Below are 24,164 nucleotides of genomic sequence, written 5' to 3'. Positions count from 1 at the left end.
GTGCCGGTCATGGTTCTCGCAGGTGGTTCGGGGCCGGGCCGGTCAGCCGGCGGCCTTCTTGACCGCCGCGTCGACGGCCTTGGCGAAGTCGACGACGCGCGGGCCCCAGCGGGAGGCGATGTCGTCGTCGATCGGGAACACCTGGTCCTTCTTGATCGCCGACAGGCCGCCCCAGCCGGGCCGCTTGGCCAGGGTCTGCTTGGACTGACCACAGCACTTGGTGTCGGCGAGGAAGATCAGGTCCGGGTCGGCCTTGGCGACGAACTCGCTGGAGAGCTTGGGGTAGCCTCCGGCGGCGTCCGGGGCCTTGTCGGCGATGTTGGTCAGGCCGAACATCCCGTAGATCTGGCCGATGAAGGTACCGGAGGTGACCGAGTACGGGGTGTTGTCCAGTTCGTGGAAGTAGGTCAGCCCGGCGTCCTTGGGCGCGGCGGCGGCGAGCCGCTCGATCTGCGCCTTCATGTCCGAGGTGACCTGGGCGGCCTTGCCGGGGTTTCCGGTCGCGGCGCCGAGGTCGGCGATCTCGTCGTAGCTCTCCTCCAGCTTGGTCGCGGCCGGCTCGAGCAGGACGGGGATGCCGACCTTGGTGAGCGCGGCCACGACGCCGCCGGTGTCGTTGGCGAGCACGACCAGGTCGGGCTTCTTGGCGATGATCGCCTCGGCGTTCGGCTTGAAGCCGGACAGGTCGGTCTTCGGGGCGTCGGCGGGGTAGGTCGACTGGTCGTCGACCGCGGCGACCTGCGGGCCGGCGCCGATGGCGAACAGGTTCTCGGTCGCGGTGGGCGAGAGCGAGACGATCTGCGCGGGCTTGGCGGGAATGGTGACCGCGCCGTTGCCGGCCTGGACGGTGACCGGGAAGCCGGGCGCCTGTGAAGAGGCGGCGGGGGCGGGGGTGGCCGGGGTGGCGGAGCCTGCTGCGGTGCCGCCGGACTGGCCGCATGCGGCCAGCGTCAGCGCACCCAGCAACGCGCCCGCCAAGGCCGTGTGCACGGGCCTCACGAGGGGATTCCTCCAGTTGCCGGGAATCGAGAGACCCGCGAAATGACGGATCACCCTTTTCCACGAGGGTTGATGGCGTCGGCGCGGCACGCAGGCGACCTGGCTCGGCCGGAGGGCCTCACAGTTGCGGGACAGCGCCGGACTCTCACCGGCTTCGCTGCGCTGCGCGCGTCAGGGGAACGGTACCAACCCCCGGCGGGATCGGACACGAGGGGTCGGAACCCACCCGTGCCCGAGGCCCCTGACCTGCGATGATCAGCGCAGCTGGGCCTCGGCGGCGGCGATGATCTCCTGCAGGCGCAGGCCGTGGCGGGCGTCGAGGGGGTGGCCCCCGCCGCGGCGGACGGTGTGGGCGAACTCGGCGACCATGTCGGGGAAGACGTCGTAGCCGAGATCGCCGCCGTCGAGGGTCTCGGTGCCCTGGCGGCCGAACACCGCGACCTGGGAGGCGCCGTGGTCGACGCGGGCGGCCATGGACAGCGACGCCTCGCTCACCGCGCCGCTCTGGTGCTCCAGCAGCAGGCCCACCCAGCCGAGGGTGTGGCCGTGGGCGCGCACGCCGGTGACCGGCCCGAGGGAGGCGTCCAGCATGTCGATCATGTGCGGTCCGACGTCCAGGATGGCTCCCCGCTCCTGCCGCCACGGGGAGTCGATGGTGTAGAGGGCTCCTGAAACGTTCATCGCGTATCCGCCGAACGGTTCGATGGCGCGCACGCGTTCGAGGAACGCCTTGGTCGTGGCCGAGTACCGGAAGGTCAGCACCATCTGGGAGGCGACCCCCGCCTCGCCCACGGCGTCGGCCAGGCGCTTGGCCCCGTCGAGGTCGGCGGCGAGGGGCTTCTCCAGCAGCAGCGCCTTGCCGGCGCGGGCGGCCAGGACGCCCAGTTCGGCCTGCACGGCGGGCGGCACGCAGAAGGCGACGGCCTCGCAGACCTCGAACAACTCCTCCAGGCGCTCGTACACCGGGACGCCGAGCCGGGCGGCGGCTCTCGGCCTGCGGGCCCAGACGCCGGTCAGCCGCGTGTGCGGCCCCGCGGCGATGGTGGGGGCGTGGACGGCCTCCGCCCACGGCCCCGCTCCGATCAGGCCCACCGACACCGGTTCCACGACGCATCAGCTCCCGACTTATCAGATCAATCGTGGCGAGACTAGCCGAGCCTCAGCCGGGCGCGCGGCATCTCCGGCCGACCGCTCGGATGCGGGGGCCCGGAAAGACCAGCAAATACCATATCTGACGAAAAAAATCATTAGTTGCCCGGAAACTTGATCGGAGTCGTAGATCGTGATAGCTCATTGGGCCTGCACCAATTTGCCAGGAGAGTAAGCAATTGTCGCATTCGTGGTCATGCGGCGAGCGGTGCCCGACACAGACGTGCTCCGAACAGGCCGGACGTGCCCCGTCGACCGACGCCTGACCTCGTCTGGGCCGGTGCCCGCGTCGCAAGACGGAACAGTCCACGCCGTCAAGACATGACCCCGGATACCCCACAAGCAGCTCACAATTGGAGTAGTCACGATGTCGGTCGTCGCTTCCCCCCGGCGTGCCCGAACAATTCCGCTCCGCCGGATACTCGCGCCAATCGTGCGCGACCCGGTGAACATGCTGGCGGAACTGGGGAGGGAGTCGGCGGGAGGCATCGTCCGGCTGCCCGTGGGCACCCCGTCGATCTACCTCGTCAGCCACCCCGACGACGTCCAGCACGTCCTGCGCGGCAACTGGGAGAACTACCAGCGCCAGGGGATGTTCTGGCGGCCCCTCCAGCGGCTGCTCGGCGCGAGCGTCCTGGACGACGGAGCCGCCTGGCAGAGCAGCCGCGAGATCCTGCAGCCCTTGTTCACCGCCAGGTACGTCGCCTCCCTCGCCGAGCAGATGGCGGCGGCGGTGGACGAGCGGATCGCCGAACTGGAGCCGTACGCCGCGTCGGGGCGCTCGTTCGACGCGGGCGAGGAACTGGCCGACGTCGTCAACCAGACGGTGATCAAGGTGCTGTTCGCCGGGCGGCTGTCGCGTGAGGGCGGGCGCCGCCTGTCCCCCGCCTACGACCGCGCGGCGCGCTCGATCGCCTTCCGCCTGCTCCTGCCGTCGATGCCGTACAGCGTCCGGCTCCCCGGCGACCGGGCCTTCATGGACGCGGTCCAGCGGATCGACGACGTCGTCCTGCCGATGATCAGGCAGGACCGGGACCGGCGGCGGTCCGGCACCGACGTGTTCTCCACGCTCGTCCGGGCCCGCGAGGAGCAGGGGGCCGGCGAGCGACAGGTGCGCGACGACGTCGTCAGCGTCTACGGGGCGGCGGCCGAGTCCACGGCCACGACGCTGACCTGGCTGTGGGCGACGCTCGCCGCCCATCCGGAGGTCGCCTCCGGCCTCTACGAGGAGGTCGGCCGGGTCGTCGGCGATGGGCCGGTCCGGGCCTCCCACCTGCCCGAGCTGGGCTACACCAAGATGGTCCTGCAGGAGCTGATGCGCCTGCGGCCGGCGGGCTGGCTGTTCCCGCGCATGGCCAAGCGGGCCGACCTGGTCGGCGGGGTGCAGATCGAGGCCGGAGCGCAGGTGCTGATCACCCCCTACGCGACCCACCGGCTGGACGAGTTCTGGGAACGCCCGCTGGAGTTCGACCCCGAGCGGTTCGCGCCCGGCCGGCAGGAGCGCAGGCACAGGTACGCCTACTTCCCCTTCGGCGGCGGACCCCACCAGTGCCTCGGCCGGCATCTGTTCGACATGGCCGCGCCGCTCATCGTGGCGGCGCTGCTGAGCCGATTCCGCCCGGTGGTGCGCGGCGGCGGGCCGTTCACGCCGGCCGCGGCCGGGTCGCTGCGCCCGAAGGAGAGGGTGGAGCTGGCACTGGTACGCGCTCCCCACTTGCTGCGTGGGGCGCTGTGATGGCGGCGTCCTTCGCGCACGGCCTGAGCGCCGTGGAGTGCGGGCGGGCCGCCGCGGTGGCCGGACGATCGCAGCGGCACATGACCGAGTGGGCGGCCGCCTACCCCGCCCTGTTCTCCGCCAAGCCGTTCGACGCCGCGCTGTACGGCACGGTGGCGATGGCGATGGCGTTCAGCGGACCGCGGCACACCGCCGAGGAGCTGAGGACGGCGAACAAGGCGTGCCTGTGGGCGTTCGCGCTCGACTGGCTGATCGACTACGCGCTCACCTCGGCGGAGGAGGTCCGCGGCCACGCGCGGGTCTGCCTGGAGGTGGCGGCCGGCGAGGGGCCGCCACCCGGGGACGACCTTGCCCGGATGCTCGCCGACATCCGCGCCGGGCTGGCCGGGGCGCCGGCGTGGCCGGCGATGGAGGACATCTGGCAGGACGAAGTGCGGCGCACGCTCGAGGCGATGGTGCGGGAGTGGGACTGGAAGGCCGCCCAGACCACCCCGTCGATGGAGGAGTACCTGGCCAACGCCGACAACCACGCCTTCAGCCTGGTGTTCACCTGCCACTGGATCGCCACCGGCGGCCCGGACGCCCCGACGGCCGCGCGGCAGGTGCGCGAGGCGGCCCGCGCGGTGCAGCGGGTGATGCGGCTGCTCAACGACCTGAGCAGCTATGAGCGGGACCGGAGCTGGGGAGACGTCAACGCCCTGCTGATCGGCGCCACGCGCGAAGAGGTCGGCGACCGCGTCGCCGTGCTCACCGCCGAGGCCGGGAAGCTGATCGGCGGCGTGCGAGACGTCCACCCGCGACTGGCCGACTACCTGGAGCGCCAGATGGACTTCTGCGCCGGCTTCTACGCGCTCGGCGAGTACTGGGGGCGGCTGTGAGCGCCCTGCTCCCGCCCACCGGCGCATCGGACCGCACCACGCCTCACGTCAACGGCCGCGCGGCCATGAGCCGCGGCGGCTCGGCGAACGGGTACGCCTCCCCCACCGCGGGCGACACGACGGGGAACACCGCAGGCCACCTGGCGGCGCGGGCCGGCGCGCTGGTCCGGGGGCTGACGGAGCGCCCCTGGGGCGAGGTCACCGCGTCGGTCTACGAGACCGGGCGGCTGGTCACGCTGGCCCCGTGGCTGACCGGCCACGCCGAGCGCGTGGCGTTCCTGACGGGTGCCCAGCGACCGGACGGCTCGTGGGGCGTGCATGACGACTACGCCCTGGTGCCCACGCTGAGCGCCACCGAGGCCCTGCTCGCCGAACTGCGGCGCGGCGGCACGGCGGGCGGCGCCACCGGCGGCGGCCCGCCGACCACGCCCCTGGACGGCGAGCACAGGACCCCGGCCGCGGCGGCCGGGCGCGGGCTGCGGGCGCTGCTGCGGTGGTCGCGCGGCGGGTACCCGGGCCCGCGCCCCGACATGCCGGCGGTCGAACTGATCGTCCCGTACCTGGTGGAGGCGGTGAACGGGCATCTGGAGGCTCTGCGGGCGGGCGGCCTGGCCCCCTCCCCCCTGGGGGACGGGGCGGCGTCGCTGCCCCTGCCACCGGGCATGCGGGCCGACAAACTGGCCGGCGTCCGCTCGGCGCTGCGCGCGGGCGCCGTGCTGCCGGACAAGCTGATGCACGCCCTGGAGGTCGCGGGCGACGCCGCGGCCGGCGCCCGCGGAGTGCCGATCACGCCGGCCGGGACGGTCGGCGCCTCGCCTGCCGCCACGGCCGCGTGGCTGGGCGCCGGGAGGGCTCCCGAGCCGGGCCATCCGGCGCGCGTCCACCTGGAGGCGGTGGCGCGCCTGCACGGCGGGCCGGTGCCGTGCGGAATGCCGATCACCGTGTTCGAACGCGGCTGGGTGGTGAGCTGGCTGCTTCGCGCGGGCGTCCCGGTCGCCATGCCGGCGCGGGTGCTGCGGAGCCTGAACGAGGGGCTCGGCCCGCAGGGCGTCCCGGCGGGAGCGGGACTGCCCGGTGACGCCGACACCACCTCGGTCGCCCTGTACGCCCTCGCCCTGGCGGGCGCGCCCGGGGAGCCCGACAGTCTGTGGGGGTACCGGGCCGGGACGCACTTCGCGACCTGGCAGGGCGAGCAGGGGTTCTCGACGACGACCAACGCGCACGTCCTGGACTGCTTTCGCGAGTACGCCACCGGCCGTCCGGACGCCTCCCCGCGATACGCGGCCGCGGTGGCGGAGGTCGCGGGCTGGCTGCTCGAACGGCAGGCGGCCGACGGGAGCTGGTCGGACCGGTGGCACGCGTCCCCCTACTACGCGACGATGTGCTGCGCGGTCGCGCTCGACGCGGCCGGCGGCGGGCGCGTCGAGCGCGACCGCGTGCGGCGGGCGGTGCGCTGGGTGCTGTCGGGGCAGCGGGCGGACGGCGCGTGGGGGCTGTGGCGGGGCACGGCGGAGGAGACCGCCTATGCCATGCAGACGCTGCTGCTCTGCGAGTCGGCGCGCGAGGAGCCCGGACGCGACCGCGCGGTCGCCTCCGGGCACGCCTACCTGCTGCGCGCGGGCGAGGACGAGCCGTGCACGCCCATGTGGCACGACAAGGATCTGTACACGCCGCTGGCGGTCGTCCGCGCGGCGATCATCGGCGCACTGCATCTCGCGGGGCGTGACGCGACGGTGGCACCGCATCTGAAATCCGCCCATTAATGCGACTAACCGGACACCATACGGGAGACGTCACCATATAGGACCGTCCTTAACTGCCATGTTTACTGGTGCTGACAGCAGGAGCGTGTGACCGGTTTTCCTCCATGCTAAGGTTCCGGGGTCGACACGGTGAAATGCCCGCTTCGACGCGATACCCATGCAATAACATGCTTCCACAGCGGTTTCACCGATATCATGCGCCCTGACGGCACGGAGGGCTTCCTGACTTTGGCCAGGGATGGAGTTATGCGCTTCCACAATCCGCGGGTACGTGCCAAGGTCACGGCTCTGCTGATATCACTCGTGGCGCTCTGGAGTTTCGCGGCGTGGGTGACCTTCCGCGAGGGCCTGAACCTGCTGTGGGTGAACACACTCGACACCAACGTGTCCCAGCCGGCCGAGCGGTTGATCACCGAGCTCCAGCGCGAGCGCCTGCTGACCACGGTCGCGCTGGGCGAGGACGACCTCCGCGACCGACCGAGCGGGACGCTCACCACCCAGCGCGCGCGCACGCTGGCGGCGGGAGAGACCTTCCACCGCCTGATCGGCGACGCCAGCGTGCGCCGCGCGGCGAGCGACGTCGTGCTGCGCCGCATCGCGGCGGCCGACCAGTCGCTCCAGCGCCTGGTGCCCCTGCGCAAGCGCATCGACGCCGGCCAGATCGACCGCCACGCCGCGGGTGACGCCTTCACCCAGGTCGTCGAGTCGGTCTACAACATCTACGACGCGCTGGCCGGCCTGGACGACCAGGACTTCGCCAAGGACACCCGCACCCTCGTCGCGATGGCGCGGGCCAGAGAGCTGATCTCGCAGGAGGACGCGTTCGTCGCCGGCGCGCTGGCGGCGGGCGGGCTCACTCCGGCCGAGGCGGTCACCTTCAGCCAGATGGTCGGCGCCCGGCGGTACACCCTGGCCGGGGCCTCCTCCGAGCTCCCCACGGTGGAGCACGCCGCCTTCCAGCGGCTGGAGAACAGCGAGATCTTCAAGCGCTTCCGCTCGACCGAAGACCAGCTCATCCGGGAAGGCATGGGCGGCGGCCCGCCGCCCGTCGGGGCGGAGACGTGGAGGTCGTCGGCCGAGAGCATCCTCTCCCAGCTCGACCGGCTCATCCAGGACAGCGGAGACGCCCTGGTCGAGCGGGCCACGCCCCTCGCGGTCGGCGTCATCGTCCGCCTGGTGCTCATGGGAGGTCTCGGCCTGCTCGCGGTCATCGCGTCCATCATGCTGTCGATCACCACGGCCCGCGCGCTGGTGCGGCGGCTGGAGGAGCTGCGCGCCGCCGCCCTGGAGCTGGCCTCGCAGAGGCTGCCGAGCGTCGTGGAACGCCTCGGCCGGGGCGACGACGTGGACGTCAAGGCCGAGGCGCCGCCGCTCGCGGTCGGCAACGACGCCATCGGGCAGGTGGGCCAGGCGTTGAACATCGTCCAGGAGACGGCCATCGCGGTCGCGGTGGAGCAGGCCGAGCTGCGGCGCGGCTACCGGGGCATCCTGCTCAGCCTGGCCCGGCGCACCCAGTCGCTGGTCCACCGGCAGCTCACCATCCTCGACGCCATGGAGAAGCGGGAGACCGAGCCGGGCGAGCTGGCCGACCTGTTCCGGGTCGACCACCTGGCCACCCGCATGCGGCGCAACGCCGAGAACCTCATCGTCCTGTCCGGCGCCTCCCCCGGCCGCGCCTGGCGGCGCTCGGTGCCGATGGTCGACGTGGTCCGCGGCGCGCTCGCCGAGGTGGAGGACTACACCCAGGTCACGCTGATGCCCATGGGCGAGGCGCAGCTCGCCGGCCGGGCCATCGGCGACGTCATCCACCTGCTCGCCGAGCTGATCGAGAACGCCGTCTCCTTCTCCCCGCCGTACGCCTCGGTGCAGGTAAGCGGCCAGGAGGTCGCCAAGGGATACGTCGTGGAGATCGAGGACCGCGGTCTCGGCATGCCCCCGGACGAGCTCGCCGCGGCCAACGAGCGCATCGCCGACCCGCCCGAGTTCAAGCTGAGCGGCACGCCCCGCCTCGGCCTGTACGTGGTCAGCCGCCTGGCCTCGCGGCACAAGATCAGGGTCACGCTGAAGTCCTCTCCGTACGGCGGCACGACCGTCGTCGTCCTGATCCCCCGCGAGTTGATCGAGTCCGACTCCGACATCGAGCCCGACATCGAGCCCGCCATCGAGCCGGACGCGGCGCCCGCCGGCGTGCCGCTGAACGGCGTGCCGGAGCCCCGGCAGGGAGGGCACAGTCCGACCGGGGAGGTTCCCGTGCACGCCGCCGACGATCCCGAGGATTCCCGTCCGCCGCTGCTGACGGTGGCCCCGCGGTGGGACGACCCACCCGTCCACGAGCTGCCGGACCTGCCGGCGCCCCCGCCGCCCGAGCGGCCCGCCTACACCCCTTCCGGGCTGCCCAGGCGCGTCGCGCAGGCGCACCTGGCGCCGGAGCTGCGCGAGCAGCCCCCGCCGCCGGTCCCGGCCGCCGCCGAGGAGGACGACGAGCTGTCGCCGGAGGACCTGCGGCGGCTGATGGGCTCCTTCCAGAGCGGCACGGAACGCGGCCGCTCCGACGCCGCCAGGCTGCCGCGCCGCCTGGACGCCACCCCGACACGGGAGGACGAACCTCCGACCGCATCCCCGTGAGCCCGCGGACCACGGCCGCGGGTGACCGAACTCCGCCTCGCCAGGTGACCGCCGGAGAGCAATGGAGACGACGTAGTGAACAGTGTGAGCCGGTAAAAGAGGACAGCGAGTGATGCAAAGGACGAGTTCCCCCGCCGACCTGGCCTGGTTGCTGGACGACCTGGTCGAGCGGGTGAGGGAAGCCGAGCACGGGATCGTTCTGTCCACCGACGGGCTGCTCCTGGCCACATCGCAAGGCCTCACGCGGGCCGACGCCGAGCACCTGTCCGCGGTGGCGGCGGGGATCCAGAGCCTGGCCCAGGGGGCCAGCGAGCGCTTCGTGGGCGGAGCCGTACGGCAGACCATCATCGCGATGAAGTCGGCCTACCTTGTCGTGACCGTGGCCGGAGAGGGCGCCTGTCTGGCCGTCCTGTGCGCCGGCGACGCCGATGTGGGCCTGGTCGCCTACGAGATGGCCATGCTGGTGACCCGTGTCGGGCAGTATCTCACCTCGCCCGCCCGCTCCGACGGCGCCGCCAGAAGGGAAGGGGGCGGCACATGACGCACCTGTCCGACGACCCGGCCGAGGAGCAGTGGCTCGACGACGAGGCCGGGCGCATCGTCCGCCCGTACGTGATGACGCGCGGGCGCACCGAGCCGAGCCGGGGCCGTATCGACCTGATCACCCTGGTGGTGACCCTGAACACGGCGCCCGCGGCCGAGCCCGGCCTCGGCCCCGAGCACCACACCATCGTCAGGCTGTGCGAGCGGCCGTTGTCGGTCGCCGAGATCGCCGCCCACCTGGACCTGCCGGCCGGCACCGTCCGCGTCCTGCTGGGCGACCTCGTGGACCGAGGGCTCGTCGCCATCCAGGAGCCCGCGCGGGAGACGGACGTTCTCGACCTGGAAACCTACAAGGCGGTGCTCAATGGACTCCGTACGCTCTGACGTCGGCGCGGCGCGCGCCAAGCTGCCCACGGCGATCAAGATCCTGATCGCGGGCGGGTTCGGGGCAGGCAAGACGACCATGGTCGGCTCGGTGTCGGAGACGCGCCCGCTGCGCACCGAGGAGACGCTCACCGACCGGGGTGTCGGCGTGGACGACCTGTCGGGCGTGGAGGAGAAGAAGACCACCACGGTCGCGATGGACTTCGGCCGCATCTCCATCGGCGACGCCCACGTGCTGTACCTGTTCGGCACCCCGGGCCAGGAGCGGTTCTGGTTCGTGTGGGACGAGCTGGCGCTGGGCGCGATGGGCGCCGTGGTGATCGCCGACACCCGCCGCCTGGCCGACTGCTTCCCGTCGGTGGACTACTTCGAGCGGCGCGGCACGCCGTTCATCGTCGCGGTCAACTGCTTCGAGGGCGCCAGGCGTTACGACCTGCAGGAGATCCGCATGGCGCTCGACCTCGGCCCCGCCACACCCGTGGTCCTCTGCGACGCGCGGCAACGGGAGTCGAGCAAGAACGTGCTGGTCACACTGGTGCAGCACGCGATGCGCACCCGCACCGGCGCCGAGGAGCCGGTCGCCGGCTGACCGGCACCACGGCTCCTGGCCGGGCGTGGCGGACGGCGGCCACGGCCCGGTCCCCATGTCCGGACATGCGATGGTGTACGCCGAATGTCGGCGTTTGCAATAGGCGGCGCGCGCAACTACCGTCAGGACGGTACCGCTGAACGCGATCGTCTGGAGCCTCGCCATGCACATCGACCTGACCGGCCGCACCGCACTCGTCACCGGGTCCACGTCGGGCATCGGCCAGGCCATCGCCACCGCCCTCGCCCGGGCCGGCGCCGGAGTCGTGGTCAACGGCCGCGACGAGCGGCGCACCGAGGACGCCGCCGCCGCGATCGGCGAGGCGAGCGGCAACCCCGGCGTCCGTGCCGTGGCCGCCGACGTGGCCACCGAGGAAGGCGCGGACACGCTGTTCGCCGCCGCGCCCGAGGTCGACATCCTGGTCAACAACACCGGCGTCTACGGCCCGGCGCCGGTGTTCGAGATCCCCGACTCCGAGTGGCGGCGCTACTTCGAGGTCAACGTCCTCAGCGGCGTGCGCCTGGCGCGGCTGTACGTGCCGCGCATGGTCGAGCGGGGCTGGGGCCGCGCGATCTTCATCAGCAGCGACTCGGCGATGATGACGCCCACCGAGATGGTCCACTACGGCATGACCAAGACGGCGCAGCTCGCGGTCTCGCGGGGCATGGCCCAGTCGGTGGCCGGCAGCGGCGTCACCGTCAACTCCGTGCTCGCCGGGCCCACCCTCACCGAGGGGGTTCAGACGTTCATCGGCGAGCTGTTCGGCGACGAGGTGCCCTTCGAGGAGGCCGAGCGCCGTTTCATCGCCGAGGGCCGCCCCACCTCCCTGCTGCGCCGCCTGATCCGCCCGGAGGAGATCGCCAACCTGGTGACCTACCTCAGTTCGGACCTCGCCTCGGCCACCACCGGCGCCGCCCTGCGCGCCGACGGCGGCGTCGTCCCCACCCTGATCCCCTGACAGCCCCCCCGCCCGGGCGACCGGCAGGCCCGGACGACCGGGGTGCCGAGCCGGTGGCGATCGGCATTCCATCGAGAAACACCCGTGACCTCTCACCGCACTCGGGCCCGTGCCCGATATTTCGGCAAACAGGGCCTTCGGTCGTTTGTCCGGTCCGAGGCCGGGGAGTGCATCACGCGCACCCTGAACGGAGCGTCCGCGGCTTCGCGGAGCCCCGCTCGCTCGGCCGGCGACGACCCGCCGGCCGAGCACGAACCAAGGCGATCACGTAAGGCGATGACCATGACCGGCGTACCCACCATCACGCTCAACAACGACGTGCGGATCCCACAGCTCGGTTTCGGCGTCTTCCAGATCCCGCAGGACGAGACGGTGGCCGCCGTCACCACCGCGCTGGAGTCGGGCTACCGCAGCATCGACACGGCGGCGGCCTACGGCAACGAGCGGGGCGTCGGCCTCGCCCTGGCCGAGTCCGGCGTGCCACGCGAGGACGTCTTCGTCACCACCAAGCTGTGGAACAGCGCCCAGGGGTACGACTCCACGCTCGCCGCGTTCGACCAGAGCGCCGCCGAGCTCGGCCTGGACCAGATCGACCTCTACCTCATCCACTGGCCCACACCGGCCCGCGACCGCTACCTCGACACCTGGCGCGCGTTCGAGAAGCTGTACGCGGACGGCCGGGTGCGCGCCATCGGCGTGTCCAACTTCCAGCCCGGCCACCTGCGGCGCCTGCTCGACCACTGCGAGGTACCCCCGGTCCTGAACCAGATCGAGCTGCACCCGAACCTGCAGCAGGCGGAGCTGCGCGCCTTCCACGCCGAGCACGGCATCGCCACCGAGGCGTGGAGCCCGCTCGCCCAGGGCGGCCTGCTCAAGGACCCCGCCATCACCTCGATCTCCGAGCGGCACGGCAGAACCCCGGCCCAGGTCATCCTCCGCTGGCACCTCCAGCTCGGCTCCATCGTCATCCCCAAGTCCGTCACGCCCGAGCGCATCCGCGAGAACCTGGACGTGTTCGGCTTCGAGCTCACCGGCGACGACATGGCCGCCATCGCCACCCTCGACACCGCCACCCGCACCGGCCCCGACCCCGACACCTTCAACTGACCCCCGGCCGTCCCGCTCAGGCCCTGCCGTTGGTGGGCGAGCGCGGGCCGCCCGCTGTTTCGCAGAATCGGAGACGTGCCCGGTCGTTGTCGAACAGCTCGCCGTCGATCAGGAACGCGTGCGGCGAAGCCGGGGTCGATGGTGAGCATCGGCACTGCCTTCACGACACGTCACTCGGCCGTGTGCGCGAGGATGGCGGCGGCCAGTTCTTCGTATGCCTCCGGCGGCAGCGTGTGCCCCATGCCCGCCACGATCATCAGCCGCGCGCCGGGAATCCGCTCGGCGATGATCGCGCCGTGGCCCGGCTTGACGGGCTCGTGGCTGCCCTCGATGACCAGCGTGGGCGCCTTCACCTGATGCAGCACGCCCACCGGCTCGAAGTCGGCCTTGGCCGCCGCGGCCAGCCGGTGGTTGGCCACTGCCGACAGGTCGCGGGCCCGGTCGTGGATCCGCTCCTGCAGCCGGCGCGCCGCGTCATCGTCGAACGGCAGCCCGGTGCCGTGCAGCACGCGCTGCTCGGCGATCATGCCGTCGATCAGCGCGCGCCGATCCTGCGGCGGCGGGGCGGCCATCAGCGCGCGGTAGAAGGACACGAACTCCGGCGCCGGCTCGGGCAAGCTGCCCTCGGGCTGCGGCTGCCCCGTCAGGGCCCGCATGAGCACCTGGCCCTCGCCGCCGCCGAGCGGCGAGGAGCCGATGACGGTCAGCGAGCGCACCCGCTCCGGCCGTTCCACGGCGACGAACTGGGCGAGCAGCCCGCCCGCCGAGTGGCCCACCAGGTGCGCGCTCTCCAATCCGTGGGCGTCCATCACGCGGTAGACGTCGTTCTTGATGTCGTCCCACGTGTACGGCGCCGCCGCGAAGTCGACGGTGCCTGACATGCCGGTGTCACGGTGGTCGTACCGGATCACCCGGCGGCCTCCGGCGGTCAGGCGGCCGACGAGCTCGTCCGGCCACAGGATGCCCTGCGACATCGAACCCATGATCAGCAGGATCGGCGTGTCCGACTCCGCGCCGAACTCTTCACTCCAGATGGTCACGTTCTGCATGTCTCACAGCATGGCGTCGTGGGCTACGGGCGCCTTCTGTAGAACTACTAGTCGCGCCAGATCCGTACGGGAGCCGATGCCCAGCTTCGGATAGATCTTGTACAGGTGGTACTCGACCGTGCGCGGGCTCAGGAAGAGCCGGGCGGCGATCTGCTTGCTCGACAATCCGTCGGCGACCAGGCCCGCGATGCGCAGCTCCTGCGGCGTCAGCGCGTCGAGCACGGCGGCGGACGGGGCCTGCCCGCGGCCACCCGCCGCCCGCAACTCGCTCTGCGCGCGCCGCGCCCACGGCCGGGCACCCGCCCGTTCGAACGTCTCCCAGGCCGTCCGCAGATGCGCCCGCGCCTCGCCCGGCCGCTGCGCGCGGCGCAGGCACTCGCCCAGCAGCAAGGCCGTCCTGGCCGCCTCGAACGGGTTGGTGTGCAGCCGCAGCGCCTCGCCGAAGGCGTCCTCGGAGGAGTCGGCCAGGCCCCGGCAGCGGGCCAGCAGCGCGCGGGACTCAGGCGTCGTCGCGTGCGCCGACCACCGCTCGTACGCCTGCAGCACGGCCAGCGCGCCCGCCTCGTCACCCGCGCCCACGGCGGCCTCGACGTGGTCCGGCGCCATCCGCCACACCACGGTCGGGTGCCCGGCGCCCGGTCCCGCCGCGGCGATGGCCTCGAAACGGCCGTGCGCCGCCGCGTGGCGGCCCAGGCACAGGTCGAGCATCGCCAGCGCGTACGCGGCCACTCCCGCGCGCAACCCCACCCGATGGGGGATGGCGATGGCCAGCGCCTCGCGGGCCTGCCGTTCGCAGGGCTCCTCCTCGCCCCGCAGCGCCGCCAGCACCGCCAGGTTGGCCAGGTGCGCCGCCACGGTGTTCTCGTACCCGGCCTCCCGGGCCAGCGCCAGGCCCTCCTCGGAGACGGCCTGGCCGCGTGCCAGCCGCCCGGCAAGGCGCTCGGCGGTCGCCACGAACTCCAGCACGACGGGCAACTGCCCGGTCATCCCCGACACCCTGGCCACCTGTCCAGCTCGGTCGGCCATCTCGGTGGCCAGATCCGGCTCGCCCAGAGCGCTGGCCGCGGCCGCCGCCCACAGGTACCCCGCCGCATCCTCCAGTTCGCCGGCCCGCGCCAGCGCCCGCCGCAGCAGGACCGGCCCGGTAGCGTCGCCGTCCGCGGTCAGGCCGATCCCGGTCACCGTGTCCCGCAGGAACCCCTCGGGGTGCGCCGCCGCGCGCCGGCCGAGCTCGACGATGGCCGCCGTGTCGCCGACGTACGATGCCGCCTCCACGGCGTCGGCCAGCATGTCCAAGCTGTCTCCCGCCGCCAGGATCCGTACGGCCTCGGCGGCGTTGCCCGCGTTCAGCTCGAACCGGCCCCGCAACTGGGCGATCTCCATGGCGAGGGTCGCGTCCCCGTCGGCCCGTTCACGCGCCTCGGCCAGCAGGGACTGCGCCTGTCCCGGGCGGCCGCCGAGCCAGGCCGCGACGGCGGCGTCCTTCAGCCGGACGGCCCGGGCGCGCGGCTCGGGGGTCAGCTCGGCGGCCCTGGCCAGGGCCGTGGCGGCGGCGCCGTACCCGCCACGGTCGCGCGCCCGCTCCGCGGCGGCCACCAGCGCGGCGGCGACCTGCCCGTCCTGGCCCAGGGCGGCTCCGGCCAGGTGCCAGGCGCGGCGGTCGCCCTCGGTCAGCTCCGCCAGGACGGCGTGTACGCGGCGGACGTCGGCGGGGGCGGCGATCTCGTGGATCGCTGATCGGATGAGCGGATGACGAAAGCGCACGCTCGTGCCGGACAGCTCGGCCAGCCCGGTCTCCTCCAGCTCGGCCAATGCCACCCGCGCGGCTCCGGCGTCCGTCCCGGTCGCGGATGAGGCCGATCGGGCCGCGATCGCGACGGGCCGTACCGGCCGCTCGCCGAACAACCGGTCGGTGGCGCGCAGGACCAAGTCGAGGTCTGCCTCGACGGCGGCGACCAGGGCGACCAGCCGGGCAGGGCCGGACAACCCGGTCACCCGATCGCCGAAGAGGCTGGCGCCACCGAGCAGCGGGTCGGGCAGTGGTTCGCGTCCGGCGAGCTGCGGGCGCGTCAGACGGGCGGCGATCTCGCCCAGGGCGAGCGGATTCGCGCCGGTCAGTGTGATGAGTTCCCGTTTCACCTGGGCGGGCAGCACACCGTGGCGGGACTCCAGCAGCTCGGCGGCAGCGGACTCGGGCAGGCCTCGCACGTCCACCGTCAGCGGTACTCCCTTGACGGGAGCGTCTCCGCGCACGCCGAGCAGCATCACGATCCGTTCCGTCCCCAACCGCCTGGCGGCGAACAGCAGCGCATCGGCCGAAGCCCGGTCGACCCACTGGAAGTCGTCGACCACGCACATGAGCCCGTGCGGCGCGGCGGCCTCGGCCAGCAGCGAGAGCACGCCGGCGCCCAGCAGGAACCGATCGCCGCCGCCGCCGGCGGCCAGCCCCAAGGCCGCGCGCACGGCGAGGCGCTGCGGCTCTGGCAACGCATCGAGCGAGCCGGTCACCGGCCGCAGCACCTGGTGCAGCGCCGCGAACGCGAGGTCGGACTCGGACTCGACGCCAGTGGTCCGCAACACTCGCATCGCGCCACCGCGCGCGGCCGCCGCGTCGAGCAGAGCGGTTTTGCCCACCCCCGCCTCGCCTCTCAACGCCACCGCGCCGCCGAAGCCGTCGCGAGCCCGCGCGATCACCTCAGCGAGCGCGCTGATTTCCGCAGATCTTCCGTAAAGCACGAACACCCACTGTAGGAGGCCTCCATGTCCACAGGGCCGACAAGCCAGGCCGACCGACCCTATCGGGGTCGCGTCCTCGCGTTCCGGCTACTGGAACGACCGCCGATGGGCAGGGGGAGCCCGTGGTCTCCGGGGGCCGCCGATCGGATGGGTCGCGTGCTCCGGGTACCGCCGTACCGACGAGGCGGCGAAGGGCGCGACCCCACCGACCTGCCTGAACACCTCAAATCTGGACAGAGTAGGGTCTTCCAGGTCATATGCGGCATAGACAAGGACACACATGAGCGGGACTCCGGACGGGCAACGCGCCGCGTACTGGGACATCCCTCGGGATCCGACCGTCCTCGCGGACGTGCGGAAGATGATCCGGCAGACCTTGAGCAAGTGGCAGCTCGCCGGGGCGGGCGACGACCTCACCGACGACATCGTGCTCGCCTCGACCGAGGTGCTGAGCAACGCCGTGCTGTACGGGCTGCCGCCGATCCGGTTCACGCTCCGGGTGTCCGGGGAGACGCTGCTCGCGGAGATCACCGACCACGGGGCCGGACGGCCCGAGCGCCGGAGCGGCATCGACGACGACGAGCACGGACGTGGGCTGACCATCGTCGAGGCCCTCTGCGACGAATGGGGCGTCCTGCCCTCCCCCGAGGGCCCCGCGAAGACCGTCTGGTTCCGCAAGAAGTGCCCGCCTGACGACTCCACCGCCTGACCGGCCCCGCCGGCCAGGTCCCCGCTCCCGCGATCCACGTCACTCCGGCCAGTCGGACTTCAGGATGACCTCGACGAAGTCGATGTGCCGGAACCCGGGGACGTAGTGCTCCAGGACGTCGGCGTTGACGGTGCCGAACGTCGTGTCCGGGCGGTGCTTGAAGCCGTCGGTGAACGCCTGGAGGATGCGCCGCTTGAAGTCCGGGCGGGGATGGGCCGCCGTGACCGCCGCGACGTCGCCCGGGTCCAGGTCCCGGTAACCGATGCCGAGAACGTCGGTCTCCACCCCGGCGGTGACCAGGGCGACCTCCGGTTCGAGCCGGTAGGGGATCTCGGGGGTGGTGTGCAGGGCGATGCCCTCCCACACCTTGCGGATGTCGGCCTCCGGGACGCCGTGCGAGGCGAGGAACCGGCGCGCCTCGTCGGCCCCGTCCAGCTCGAACCGCTGGTCGTCGCGCCGGAGCCGGTCGGTCAGTCCGAGATCGTGGAACATCGCGCCCACGTACAGCAGCTCGGGATCGGCCGTGAGGCCGAGCCGGCGGCCCTGGAGGGCGCCGAACAGGTAGACGCGGCGGGAGTGGTCGTACAACAGCTCGGGCGCGCTGTCACGGACCAGCTCGGTCGCCTCGGTGGCGAGCGCCGAGTCCGGGATGGCGACGCCTGCGATGATCTCGCTCATATCGGGGACTCCTTGTGTTCGACGGGGGCCGGCCCTGCGGGCTCGCCCTCCGCGAAGCCGGCGTCTTCCCCTCCACTGTCGCAACTCATCCCCGCCGCCGCGCCCGCGCCCCTGGACCTCCACCCCACAGATCAGGACACGGCGGGATCCGCCCGGCACCCCCGGCGACGTGCACGTGCACGGGCGGTACATGATGGTCCGATATGGACGAGCTGATTCTTCTCCGGCACGGCGAGACCGAGTGGAGCCGCGACCGGCGGCACACCGGCCGCACCGATCTCCCGCTGACGCCCAAGGGCGAGGACCAGGCCCGCGCCCTGGCGCCCGCGCTGAAGGACAGGACCTTCTCGCTCGTCCTGGCCAGCCCGGCGGAGCGGGCCCGGTACACGGCCGAGCTGGCCGGCCTGACCGGCGTCGAGACCGACCCCGACCTGTGGGAGTGGGACTACGGCGGCTACGAGGGCATCACCACGGCGGACATCCGCGCGGAGCGGCCGGGCTGGTACCTGTGGCGCGACGGGGTGATCCCCGGGGACGCCGAGCACCCCGGGGAGACGATCGAGCAGGTCGCCGAGCGCGCCGACCGGGTGATCGCCCGGGTCAGGGGCGTCGAGGGCACCGTCGCGCTGGTCGCGCACGGCCACTTCCTGCGCGTCCTCACCGCCCGGTGGCTGGAACTGCCGCCGCGGGAGGGCCGCCACTTCGTGCTCGACACCGGCACCATCTCGGCCCTCGGGTACGAGCACGGCGAGCCGGCCCTCACCCGCTGGAACGCCCAGGTCACCCCCTGAACGTCCGGCATCGGCGAGGGGGCGCGCTCCCCGGAGACGGCGCGCCCCCCGGCTGAGTTCCGGCTTCGCGGGTCGCCCGGGCCGGGCGGTCAGGCGGACAGGCCGTGCGCCTCCGCCAGGAGTTCGGCCGACCTGATCGACGCCTTGGCGTCCGGTGAGGCGAGAGAGACGATCAGCTCGTCCGCCTGGGCGTGCTCGGCGAACTCGGACACGTAGGCCGCGGCCTCCGCCGGGTCGCCGACGGCGAAGTACTTGGTCATCCGCCCGATCTGGCGCCCCGCGGGCGAGGCCAGAAGCATGTCGGCCTCCTGCTCGTCGTACGGGCGTCCCGCCGCGAGGAAGTTGTGCACCCTGAGCCGCAGGGCGGCGAGCTGCTGCTCGCGCGCCTCCTCGGTCGTGTCCGCCGCGATCACGCTGAGCGCCGCCATGACGTACGGCCGGTCGAGCTGGGAGGACGGTTTGAACTCACGGCGGTAGAGGGCGACGGCCTCCTCCAGCGCGTCGGGCGCGAAGTGGGAGGCGAACGCGTACGGGAGCCCGAGCGCCGCCGCGAGCTGGGCGCCGAACAGCGAGGAGCCGAGGATGTACAGCGGCACGTTGGTGCCCTTGCCCGGGATGGCGTGGACGCCGGGGATGCGGCTCTCGCCGGTCAGGTACCCCTGGAGCTCCAGCACGTCCTGCGGGAAGGCGTCCGAGGAGGTGGGCGTGCGCCTCAGGGCCCGCATGGTCTGCTGGTCGCTGCCCGGGGCCCGGCCGAGGCCGAGGTCGATGCGCCCGGGGTGAAGGGTCTCCAGGGTGCCGAACTGCTCGGCGATGGTCAGCGGGGAATGGTTGGGCAGCATGACGCCGCCCGATCCGAGGCGGATCGTCCGGGTGTGCGCCGCCACGTGGGCGATGACGACGCTGGTCGCCGAGGACGCGATGTACCGCATGTTGTGATGCTCCGCGTACCAGACGCGCCGGTATCCGAGCTCCTCGGCCCGCTGGGCGAGGGCGACGCTGGCGGCGAGACTGTCGGAGGCCGTCCCTCCCTCACGGATGTACGCAAGATCCAGGATGGACAGCGGCAGAGCCATGGAGAAACGCCCTTCACCCGATGACGGCACGAACGGAGGTATGCAACAGCCACTCGGCCATGACTATTTCCCCTCCGGCCGGCCCACCCGTGAAGGTGGCCGATCGACCGGCTCCCCCGGGCTCGCCACCTTGGAGCGGGCACGCGGTGAGCGGTCGCCTGGTCAGGCGCGGTCGGCGGGCGGTGCGGAGATCAGCGGTAGCGGAGGCCGGACAGGCGCCAGGCCAGGTCGCGGCGCACCGCGGGGTGCAGGGTGAACAGCCGGAGCGCCAGGTTACGCAGCGGCGTGAGGCGGCGGTCCGCCGTGGCGAGGCGGGTCAGGCGGTCGGCGAGGGAGACGACCTGCTCGGCCACCGGCCTGCGCGTCGCGCCGTAGGCGTCCAGCAGGTCGGGCGATCCTCCGGCGAGGACCTCGTCCAGGGTGCGGGCCAGGGCCGCCGCGTCGGCGATGCCGGTGTTCATACCCTGGCCGCCGGCCGGGCTGTGGACGTGCGCGGCGTCCCCCGCGAGCAGGACGCGCCCGGCCCGGTAGGTGTCGGCGATCCGGTGCTGGACGTGGAACCGCGACCCCCACAGCACCTCGCGGACGATCGCCCGCCGTGCCCGCGGCCCGCGCGTGTCGAGCAGGTCCTGGACGAACGCGGCGTCCGGTTCCTTGGGCGCCTCCGGCACGGTCGCCACGATGCGGTGGACGCCGCCGGGGAGCGGGGCCACGACGACCAGCCCGGCGGGCGAGAAGTACAGGATCACCTCGTCGTCCGGCACCCCTCCGCCGGACAGGCGCACGTCGGCGAGGCTGAAGGACTCGGCGTAGGCGCCGCCGGTGAACCCGATGCCCGCCTGCTCGCGCACGGTGCTGTGCATGCCGTCGGCGCCCACCAGGTACCGCGCGCGGACGGTCTCGCCGGTCGTGAAGGTGGCCGTCACCCCTGAGGCGTCCTGTTCGAACGCCGAGAGCGTGCAGGGGCGCAGGACCCGGCCGCCGAGTTCGGTGAGCCGTTCCAGCAGCACGGCCTCGGTGACCTCCTGGGAGATCATCAAGGTGTAGGGGTAGGGGGTGGGCAGGCCGCCGAAGGGCACCGGCACCAGCACGCGGTCCCGGTCGCGGACGGTGAAACGGGGCACCGGCAGGCCCCGCGCGACGAGCCGGTCGGCCACGCCGTAGGGCTCCAGCACCTCGAGGGTGCGGGCGTGCACGACGGCGGCGCGGGTGGTGGTGTCCGCCGCGGCGCGCGCGTCGACCACGGTGACCGAGCGTCCCTGATGGACCAGGCCGAGGGCGGTGGTGAGCCCGGTCGGGCCCGCGCCGACGACCAGTACGTCTGTGGTGGCTGGGGGGAACATGGCGACCTCCTGTGTCAACGCTTGTTGGTCAACAACCGTTGGCATAAGTCTGCGTCGCCGGGATCGTCATGTCAACAGGTGTTGGCCTACACTTGTTGGCATGAGGAGATCGTCCGAGGACACCAAGGCCGCGATCCTGGCGGCCGCGCGCGCGCGCTTCGCGGCCGACGGGTACGAGCGCGCCACCATCCGCGCCATCGCCGCCGACGCCGCCATCGACCCGTCGATGGTGATGCGCTACTTCGGCAGCAAGGAGAGGCTCTTCGCCGTGGCCGCGGACTTCGACCTCCGGCTCCCCGATCTCACGGCGATCCCCCGCGACCGGCTCGGCGCCACACTGGTGGCCCACTTCCTGGAACGCTGGGAGGCCGACGAAGCCCTGATGGTGCTGCTGCGCACGAGCGTGACCAACGCGGAGGCGGCCGGCCGGCTGCGGGTGATCTTCGCCGGGCAGCTCGGGCCGAGGGTCGCCGTGCCCGCGGCCGACCCCGCCGACGCCGCGCGGCGGGCGGGTCTGGTCGCCACCCAGGTGCTGGGCATGGCGTTGTGCCGCTACGTGTTGTGCCTGCCGCCGGTCGTGCAGATGACGCGCGACGAGATCGTCGCCTGGCTCGCCCCCACGGTCCAGCGCTACCTCACCGCCCCCTCCTGAGGGGCACGGCGGCGGGGCGCGTCAAAGGGCGGACAAAGCGGGGCAGGAGCCGCTCAGAAGGAGGTGACGGGCTTGGGCTGCGGGCCTCGGCCGGTCAGCCACTCAAGGACCTTGCGGTGGCCGTGGCGGGCGTCTTCGAAGTGGCCCCAGCGCCAGTATCTCGGCTGGTCCCTGACCCCGGTGACCCAGGTGCGGTAGGAGACCGGGCGGCTGCCGTCCTCGGTGGAGGCCGCGGACGCGACGCCGTACGTACGGATCACGACGCGGCCCCCCGGCGCGAACAGCACATCATCGGCTACGGGGTAGAGAGTCATCTGATCCAGCATCACGGGCCCCCACGAACTTCACGAAGAAGCGGACGGGACCAGTGTGCCGGGCCGATGGACGACCCCGGTTACGCGATCAGCGCTCTCCGGTTAACCGGACGCGCGATATGTGAACAGGGTGTTACGCGACCAGATTGTCGAACTCGCCGTCCTTGACGCCGAGCACCAGGGCCCGGATCTCGTCAGCGGTGTAGATCAGGGCCGGGCCGTCCGGGAATCGGGAGTTGCGGACGGCGACGCCCCCGTCGGGGAGTTTCGCAAGCTCGACGCAGTTGCCCTGCGAGTTGCTGTGAACACTCTTGCGCCACGCGACGCCGGTGAGGCTCGTGGCCGGCATTCCGTTGTATGGCTGGTTCATCTAGATCTCTCTGAGTATGTCGCCGAGTATCTCGGCAGTGCCCCCGGGCGTTGTGCTCTCGATGCACAGCTGTTCCATGGCCGTGAGGTACGGATCGATGTCCTCACGCTTGTCCAGATAAAGGGCACCCCACAGCTGCTCGACGTAGACCACGTCCGATAGGTCGGACTCCGGAAAACGCAGGATGGTGAACGCTCCACCCTCGGCCGCGTGCATACCGAACTGGAACGGCATCACCTGCAAAGTGATGGCCGGCAGGCTGGCGACGGCCATCAGGTGCTGCAACTGCTCGTACATGATCTCTTTGCCACCGATGGGCCGCCGCAGCGCGGCCTCGTCGATGACGGCCCAGAGTTTCGGTCCGTCGTTGCGCAGGAGACGCTCCTGCCGGTGCAAGCGCAGATGCACACGGCGTTCGATCTCGTCGTCGGACACATCCGGGTACCCGAGCCTGATCACCGTCCGGGCGTACGCGGCCGTCTGGAGCAGCCCCGGAATGAACTGCACCTCGTAGGTGCGGATCACCGACGCCGCCTCCTCGAGCCCGACGTACGTCGAGAACCATGCGGGGAGCAGGTCGCTGTACTTGTGCCACCATCCAGGGGTGTTCGCCTCGCGGACCATCTCGAGCAGCCCACGGCGGTCGGCGTCGTCGTTGACGCCATAGAGCGTGAGCAGATCCTCGACGTCACGCGTCTTGAACCCCACCCGTCCAAGCTCCATGCGGCTGATCTTGGACTCGGAGGCGCGGATGTGGAATCCCGCGACCTCGCGCGTTAGCCCGCGCTCCTCACGCAGCCTGCGTAGGCTGGCGCCCAGCATGATGCGCCGAACCGTTGAGCCCGAGCCAGGCGGATCGATGGACACGTGCTTTCCTCCGGTTGTGGACTGGTTCACAGTCTGTCAAAGATCGCGCGTGAGGTCCCCCTTCGGTTTCACTCCCAAGGGCAACCGTAGCGGTTGCACGCCCCTTCTGCACGTGCATTCGCTCTTGCACCTGCACACGAGTTTGGCCCATCATGATCTCGTGCACTCCACGGACCTGACACGTGGGCCGAACCAGTGGTCGGCATTCGACTGGTGGCCTCCCATCGGCTGGTGGCCTCATCCCGCGCGCGATCTCGCTCCCCCGGAGGCCGGCACGTCGAGTGCCACGTTCGTGCTGCCTCCCCGCCCGGAGTCCGTCCACTCCGCGCGCAGCTTCGCGGCCGGCAGCCTGATCGGCTGGCGCATGCGCGACCTGGTGCAGGACATGGAGCTCGTGGTGTCGGAGCTGGCCACCAACGCGCTGCGGCACGGCCTCATGCCCGGTCCGTGCGAACCGCGCCACAGCGTCTGCGAGCCCATCCGCATGTCCATGATCCGCATGGGCTCCCTGGTCGGCTGCGTCTTCGCCGACCCGGGGTCGGCGGCCCCCGTGATGCGCGACCCCTCGCCGCTGGAGACCGGCGGCATGGGCCTGCACATCGTCGAGTCGATGAGCCTGCGCTGGGGGTGGAACCCCCTGCTGCCCTACGGCAAGGTCGTGTGGGCCGTCCTGAAGAGCTGATCGAGGTCCCGGGGGGCCCTCCTGAGCAGGTGAGCGGCGCCGGACACCGGCGACGCGGCCCGGCCCCCTCCACCGCCATGGCCGGCGCACCGTCCCGCGCCGTGGGAAACGCGTCAAGGATTCGGGGGTGTATTCCGCAAGGTCGATCCGTCAAGCGGGTGCTCTGC

The 24,164-nt window shown here is 72.2% G+C and carries 23 protein-coding genes and 1 riboswitch; of the genes, 13 read left to right on the top strand and 10 right to left on the bottom strand.

Going from position 1 to position 24,164, the window contains the following annotated elements:
- Positions 1–42: 42 nt before the first annotated feature.
- Both ACFQSB_RS11080 and ACFQSB_RS11075 read right to left on the bottom strand, forming a co-directional pair.
- Complete coding sequence (locus tag ACFQSB_RS11080) at positions 43–999, bottom strand: ABC transporter substrate-binding protein (RefSeq protein WP_380826062.1); 957 nt, start codon at positions 997–999, stop codon at positions 43–45.
- Positions 1,000–1,097: 98 nt separating this feature from the next.
- Positions 1,098–1,152, bottom strand: a riboswitch (cobalamin riboswitch).
- Between the two features lie 102 nt (positions 1,153–1,254).
- The gene (locus ACFQSB_RS11075) at positions 1,255–2,106 is read right to left on the bottom strand and encodes a Gfo/Idh/MocA family protein (RefSeq protein WP_354843764.1); all 852 of its coding nucleotides are present in this window, start codon (positions 2,104–2,106) and stop codon (positions 1,255–1,257) included.
- Positions 2,107–2,581: 475 nt separating this feature from the next.
- Between ACFQSB_RS11075 and ACFQSB_RS11070 the strand changes: the two genes are divergently transcribed.
- The 9 genes from ACFQSB_RS11070 to ACFQSB_RS11030 all read left to right on the top strand — a co-directional run bounded on the left by ACFQSB_RS11070 (position 2,582) and on the right by ACFQSB_RS11030 (position 12,730).
- Complete coding sequence (locus ACFQSB_RS11070) at positions 2,582–3,883, top strand: cytochrome P450 (RefSeq protein WP_380826059.1); 1,302 nt, start codon at positions 2,582–2,584, stop codon at positions 3,881–3,883.
- Positions 3,883–4,761 (top strand): terpene synthase family protein, encoded by an 879-nt coding sequence (locus tag ACFQSB_RS11065; RefSeq protein WP_380826058.1) that lies wholly within the window; start codon positions 3,883–3,885, stop codon positions 4,759–4,761. The genes ACFQSB_RS11070 and ACFQSB_RS11065 overlap by 1 nt, the downstream gene beginning before the upstream one ends.
- Positions 4,758–6,524: a prenyltransferase/squalene oxidase repeat-containing protein gene (locus ACFQSB_RS11060; RefSeq protein WP_380826055.1), complete on the top strand. Its 1,767-nt coding sequence runs from the start codon at positions 4,758–4,760 to the stop codon at positions 6,522–6,524. Before ACFQSB_RS11065 ends, ACFQSB_RS11060 begins: the two co-directional genes overlap by 4 nt.
- Before the next feature lie 246 nt (positions 6,525–6,770).
- Positions 6,771–9,149 (top strand): sensor histidine kinase, encoded by a 2,379-nt coding sequence (locus tag ACFQSB_RS11055; protein WP_380826054.1) that lies wholly within the window; start codon positions 6,771–6,773, stop codon positions 9,147–9,149.
- 112 nt (positions 9,150–9,261) lie between these two features.
- Positions 9,262–9,690 carry a roadblock/LC7 domain-containing protein gene (locus ACFQSB_RS11050; RefSeq protein ID WP_354843777.1) on the top strand — a complete coding sequence of 143 codons (429 nt, stop codon included), beginning with the start codon at positions 9,262–9,264 and terminating at the stop codon, positions 9,688–9,690.
- Positions 9,687–10,076 carry a DUF742 domain-containing protein gene (locus tag ACFQSB_RS11045; RefSeq protein ID WP_354843779.1) on the top strand — a complete coding sequence of 130 codons (390 nt, stop codon included), beginning with the start codon at positions 9,687–9,689 and terminating at the stop codon, positions 10,074–10,076. Before ACFQSB_RS11050 ends, ACFQSB_RS11045 begins: the two co-directional genes overlap by 4 nt.
- On the top strand, positions 10,057–10,665 hold the full coding sequence (locus ACFQSB_RS11040) for a GTP-binding protein (RefSeq protein ID WP_354843782.1): 609 nt from the start codon (positions 10,057–10,059) through the stop codon (positions 10,663–10,665). Before ACFQSB_RS11045 ends, ACFQSB_RS11040 begins: the two co-directional genes overlap by 20 nt.
- Before the next feature lie 163 nt (positions 10,666–10,828).
- Positions 10,829–11,623, top strand: a complete 795-nt coding sequence (locus tag ACFQSB_RS11035; protein ID WP_380826051.1) for an SDR family NAD(P)-dependent oxidoreductase — start codon at positions 10,829–10,831, stop codon at positions 11,621–11,623.
- Between the two features lie 282 nt (positions 11,624–11,905).
- Positions 11,906–12,730 (top strand): aldo/keto reductase, encoded by an 825-nt coding sequence (locus tag ACFQSB_RS11030; RefSeq protein ID WP_380826048.1) that lies wholly within the window; start codon positions 11,906–11,908, stop codon positions 12,728–12,730.
- Between the two features lie 170 nt (positions 12,731–12,900).
- Here ACFQSB_RS11030 and ACFQSB_RS11025 read toward each other — a convergent pair whose 3' ends face one another.
- Together ACFQSB_RS11025 and ACFQSB_RS11020 are read right to left on the bottom strand one after the other, a co-directional pair.
- A complete protein-coding gene (locus tag ACFQSB_RS11025; protein ID WP_380826046.1) occupies positions 12,901–13,779 on the bottom strand; it encodes an alpha/beta hydrolase in 879 nt (292 codons plus the stop codon).
- A gap of 3 nt (positions 13,780–13,782) precedes the next feature.
- Positions 13,783–16,515, bottom strand: a complete 2,733-nt coding sequence (locus ACFQSB_RS11020; RefSeq protein WP_380826044.1) for a helix-turn-helix transcriptional regulator — start codon at positions 16,513–16,515, stop codon at positions 13,783–13,785.
- A 280-nt stretch (positions 16,516–16,795) separates the two neighbouring features.
- On the opposite strand from ACFQSB_RS11020, the gene ACFQSB_RS11015 reads away from it, so the two are divergent.
- The gene (locus ACFQSB_RS11015; protein WP_354843793.1) at positions 16,796–17,224 is read left to right on the top strand and encodes an ATP-binding protein; all 429 of its coding nucleotides are present in this window, start codon (positions 16,796–16,798) and stop codon (positions 17,222–17,224) included.
- A gap of 39 nt (positions 17,225–17,263) precedes the next feature.
- Here the strand turns inward: ACFQSB_RS11015 and ACFQSB_RS11010 are convergent, their stop codons facing one another.
- The gene (locus ACFQSB_RS11010) at positions 17,264–17,902 is read right to left on the bottom strand and encodes an HD domain-containing protein (RefSeq protein ID WP_380826042.1); all 639 of its coding nucleotides are present in this window, start codon (positions 17,900–17,902) and stop codon (positions 17,264–17,266) included.
- Positions 17,903–18,105: 203 nt separating this feature from the next.
- Here ACFQSB_RS11010 and ACFQSB_RS11005 point away from each other — a divergent pair, with 203 nt between their 5' ends.
- A complete protein-coding gene (locus tag ACFQSB_RS11005; protein WP_380826041.1) occupies positions 18,106–18,693 on the top strand; it encodes a histidine phosphatase family protein in 588 nt (195 codons plus the stop codon).
- Positions 18,694–18,782: 89 nt separating this feature from the next.
- On the opposite strand, the gene ACFQSB_RS11000 is transcribed toward ACFQSB_RS11005, so the two are convergent.
- Positions 18,783–19,769 (bottom strand): LLM class flavin-dependent oxidoreductase, encoded by a 987-nt coding sequence (locus ACFQSB_RS11000; protein ID WP_380826039.1) that lies wholly within the window; start codon positions 19,767–19,769, stop codon positions 18,783–18,785.
- Positions 19,770–19,960: 191 nt separating this feature from the next.
- Complete coding sequence (locus ACFQSB_RS10995) at positions 19,961–21,112, bottom strand: FAD-dependent oxidoreductase (RefSeq protein WP_380826036.1); 1,152 nt, start codon at positions 21,110–21,112, stop codon at positions 19,961–19,963.
- 100 nt (positions 21,113–21,212) lie between these two features.
- Between ACFQSB_RS10995 and ACFQSB_RS10990 the strand changes: the two genes are divergently transcribed.
- Positions 21,213–21,764 carry a TetR/AcrR family transcriptional regulator gene (locus tag ACFQSB_RS10990; protein WP_380826034.1) on the top strand — a complete coding sequence of 184 codons (552 nt, stop codon included), beginning with the start codon at positions 21,213–21,215 and terminating at the stop codon, positions 21,762–21,764.
- A gap of 53 nt (positions 21,765–21,817) precedes the next feature.
- Here ACFQSB_RS10990 and ACFQSB_RS10985 read toward each other — a convergent pair whose 3' ends face one another.
- The 3 genes from ACFQSB_RS10985 to ACFQSB_RS10975 all read right to left on the bottom strand — a co-directional run bounded on the left by ACFQSB_RS10985 (position 21,818) and on the right by ACFQSB_RS10975 (position 23,270).
- On the bottom strand, positions 21,818–22,078 hold the full coding sequence (locus tag ACFQSB_RS10985; protein WP_354843809.1) for a hypothetical protein: 261 nt from the start codon (positions 22,076–22,078) through the stop codon (positions 21,818–21,820).
- Positions 22,079–22,211: 133 nt separating this feature from the next.
- Positions 22,212–22,448, bottom strand: a complete 237-nt coding sequence (locus tag ACFQSB_RS10980) for a DUF397 domain-containing protein (protein WP_248959591.1) — start codon at positions 22,446–22,448, stop codon at positions 22,212–22,214.
- Positions 22,449–23,270, bottom strand: a complete 822-nt coding sequence (locus ACFQSB_RS10975) for a helix-turn-helix domain-containing protein (protein ID WP_354843887.1) — start codon at positions 23,268–23,270, stop codon at positions 22,449–22,451.
- A gap of 205 nt (positions 23,271–23,475) precedes the next feature.
- Between ACFQSB_RS10975 and ACFQSB_RS10970 the strand changes: the two genes are divergently transcribed.
- On the top strand, positions 23,476–23,997 hold the full coding sequence (locus tag ACFQSB_RS10970) for an ATP-binding protein (RefSeq protein WP_380826033.1): 522 nt from the start codon (positions 23,476–23,478) through the stop codon (positions 23,995–23,997).
- Positions 23,998–24,164 lie beyond the last annotated feature (167 nt).

This window comes from Sphaerisporangium rhizosphaerae (genome assembly GCF_042665155.1).
Lineage (GTDB): Bacteria > Actinomycetota > Actinomycetes > Streptosporangiales > Streptosporangiaceae > Sphaerisporangium > Sphaerisporangium rhizosphaerae.
The sequence above is the reverse complement of the archived record's forward strand: the minus strand, read 5'-3'. Positions and strand labels throughout refer to the sequence as shown.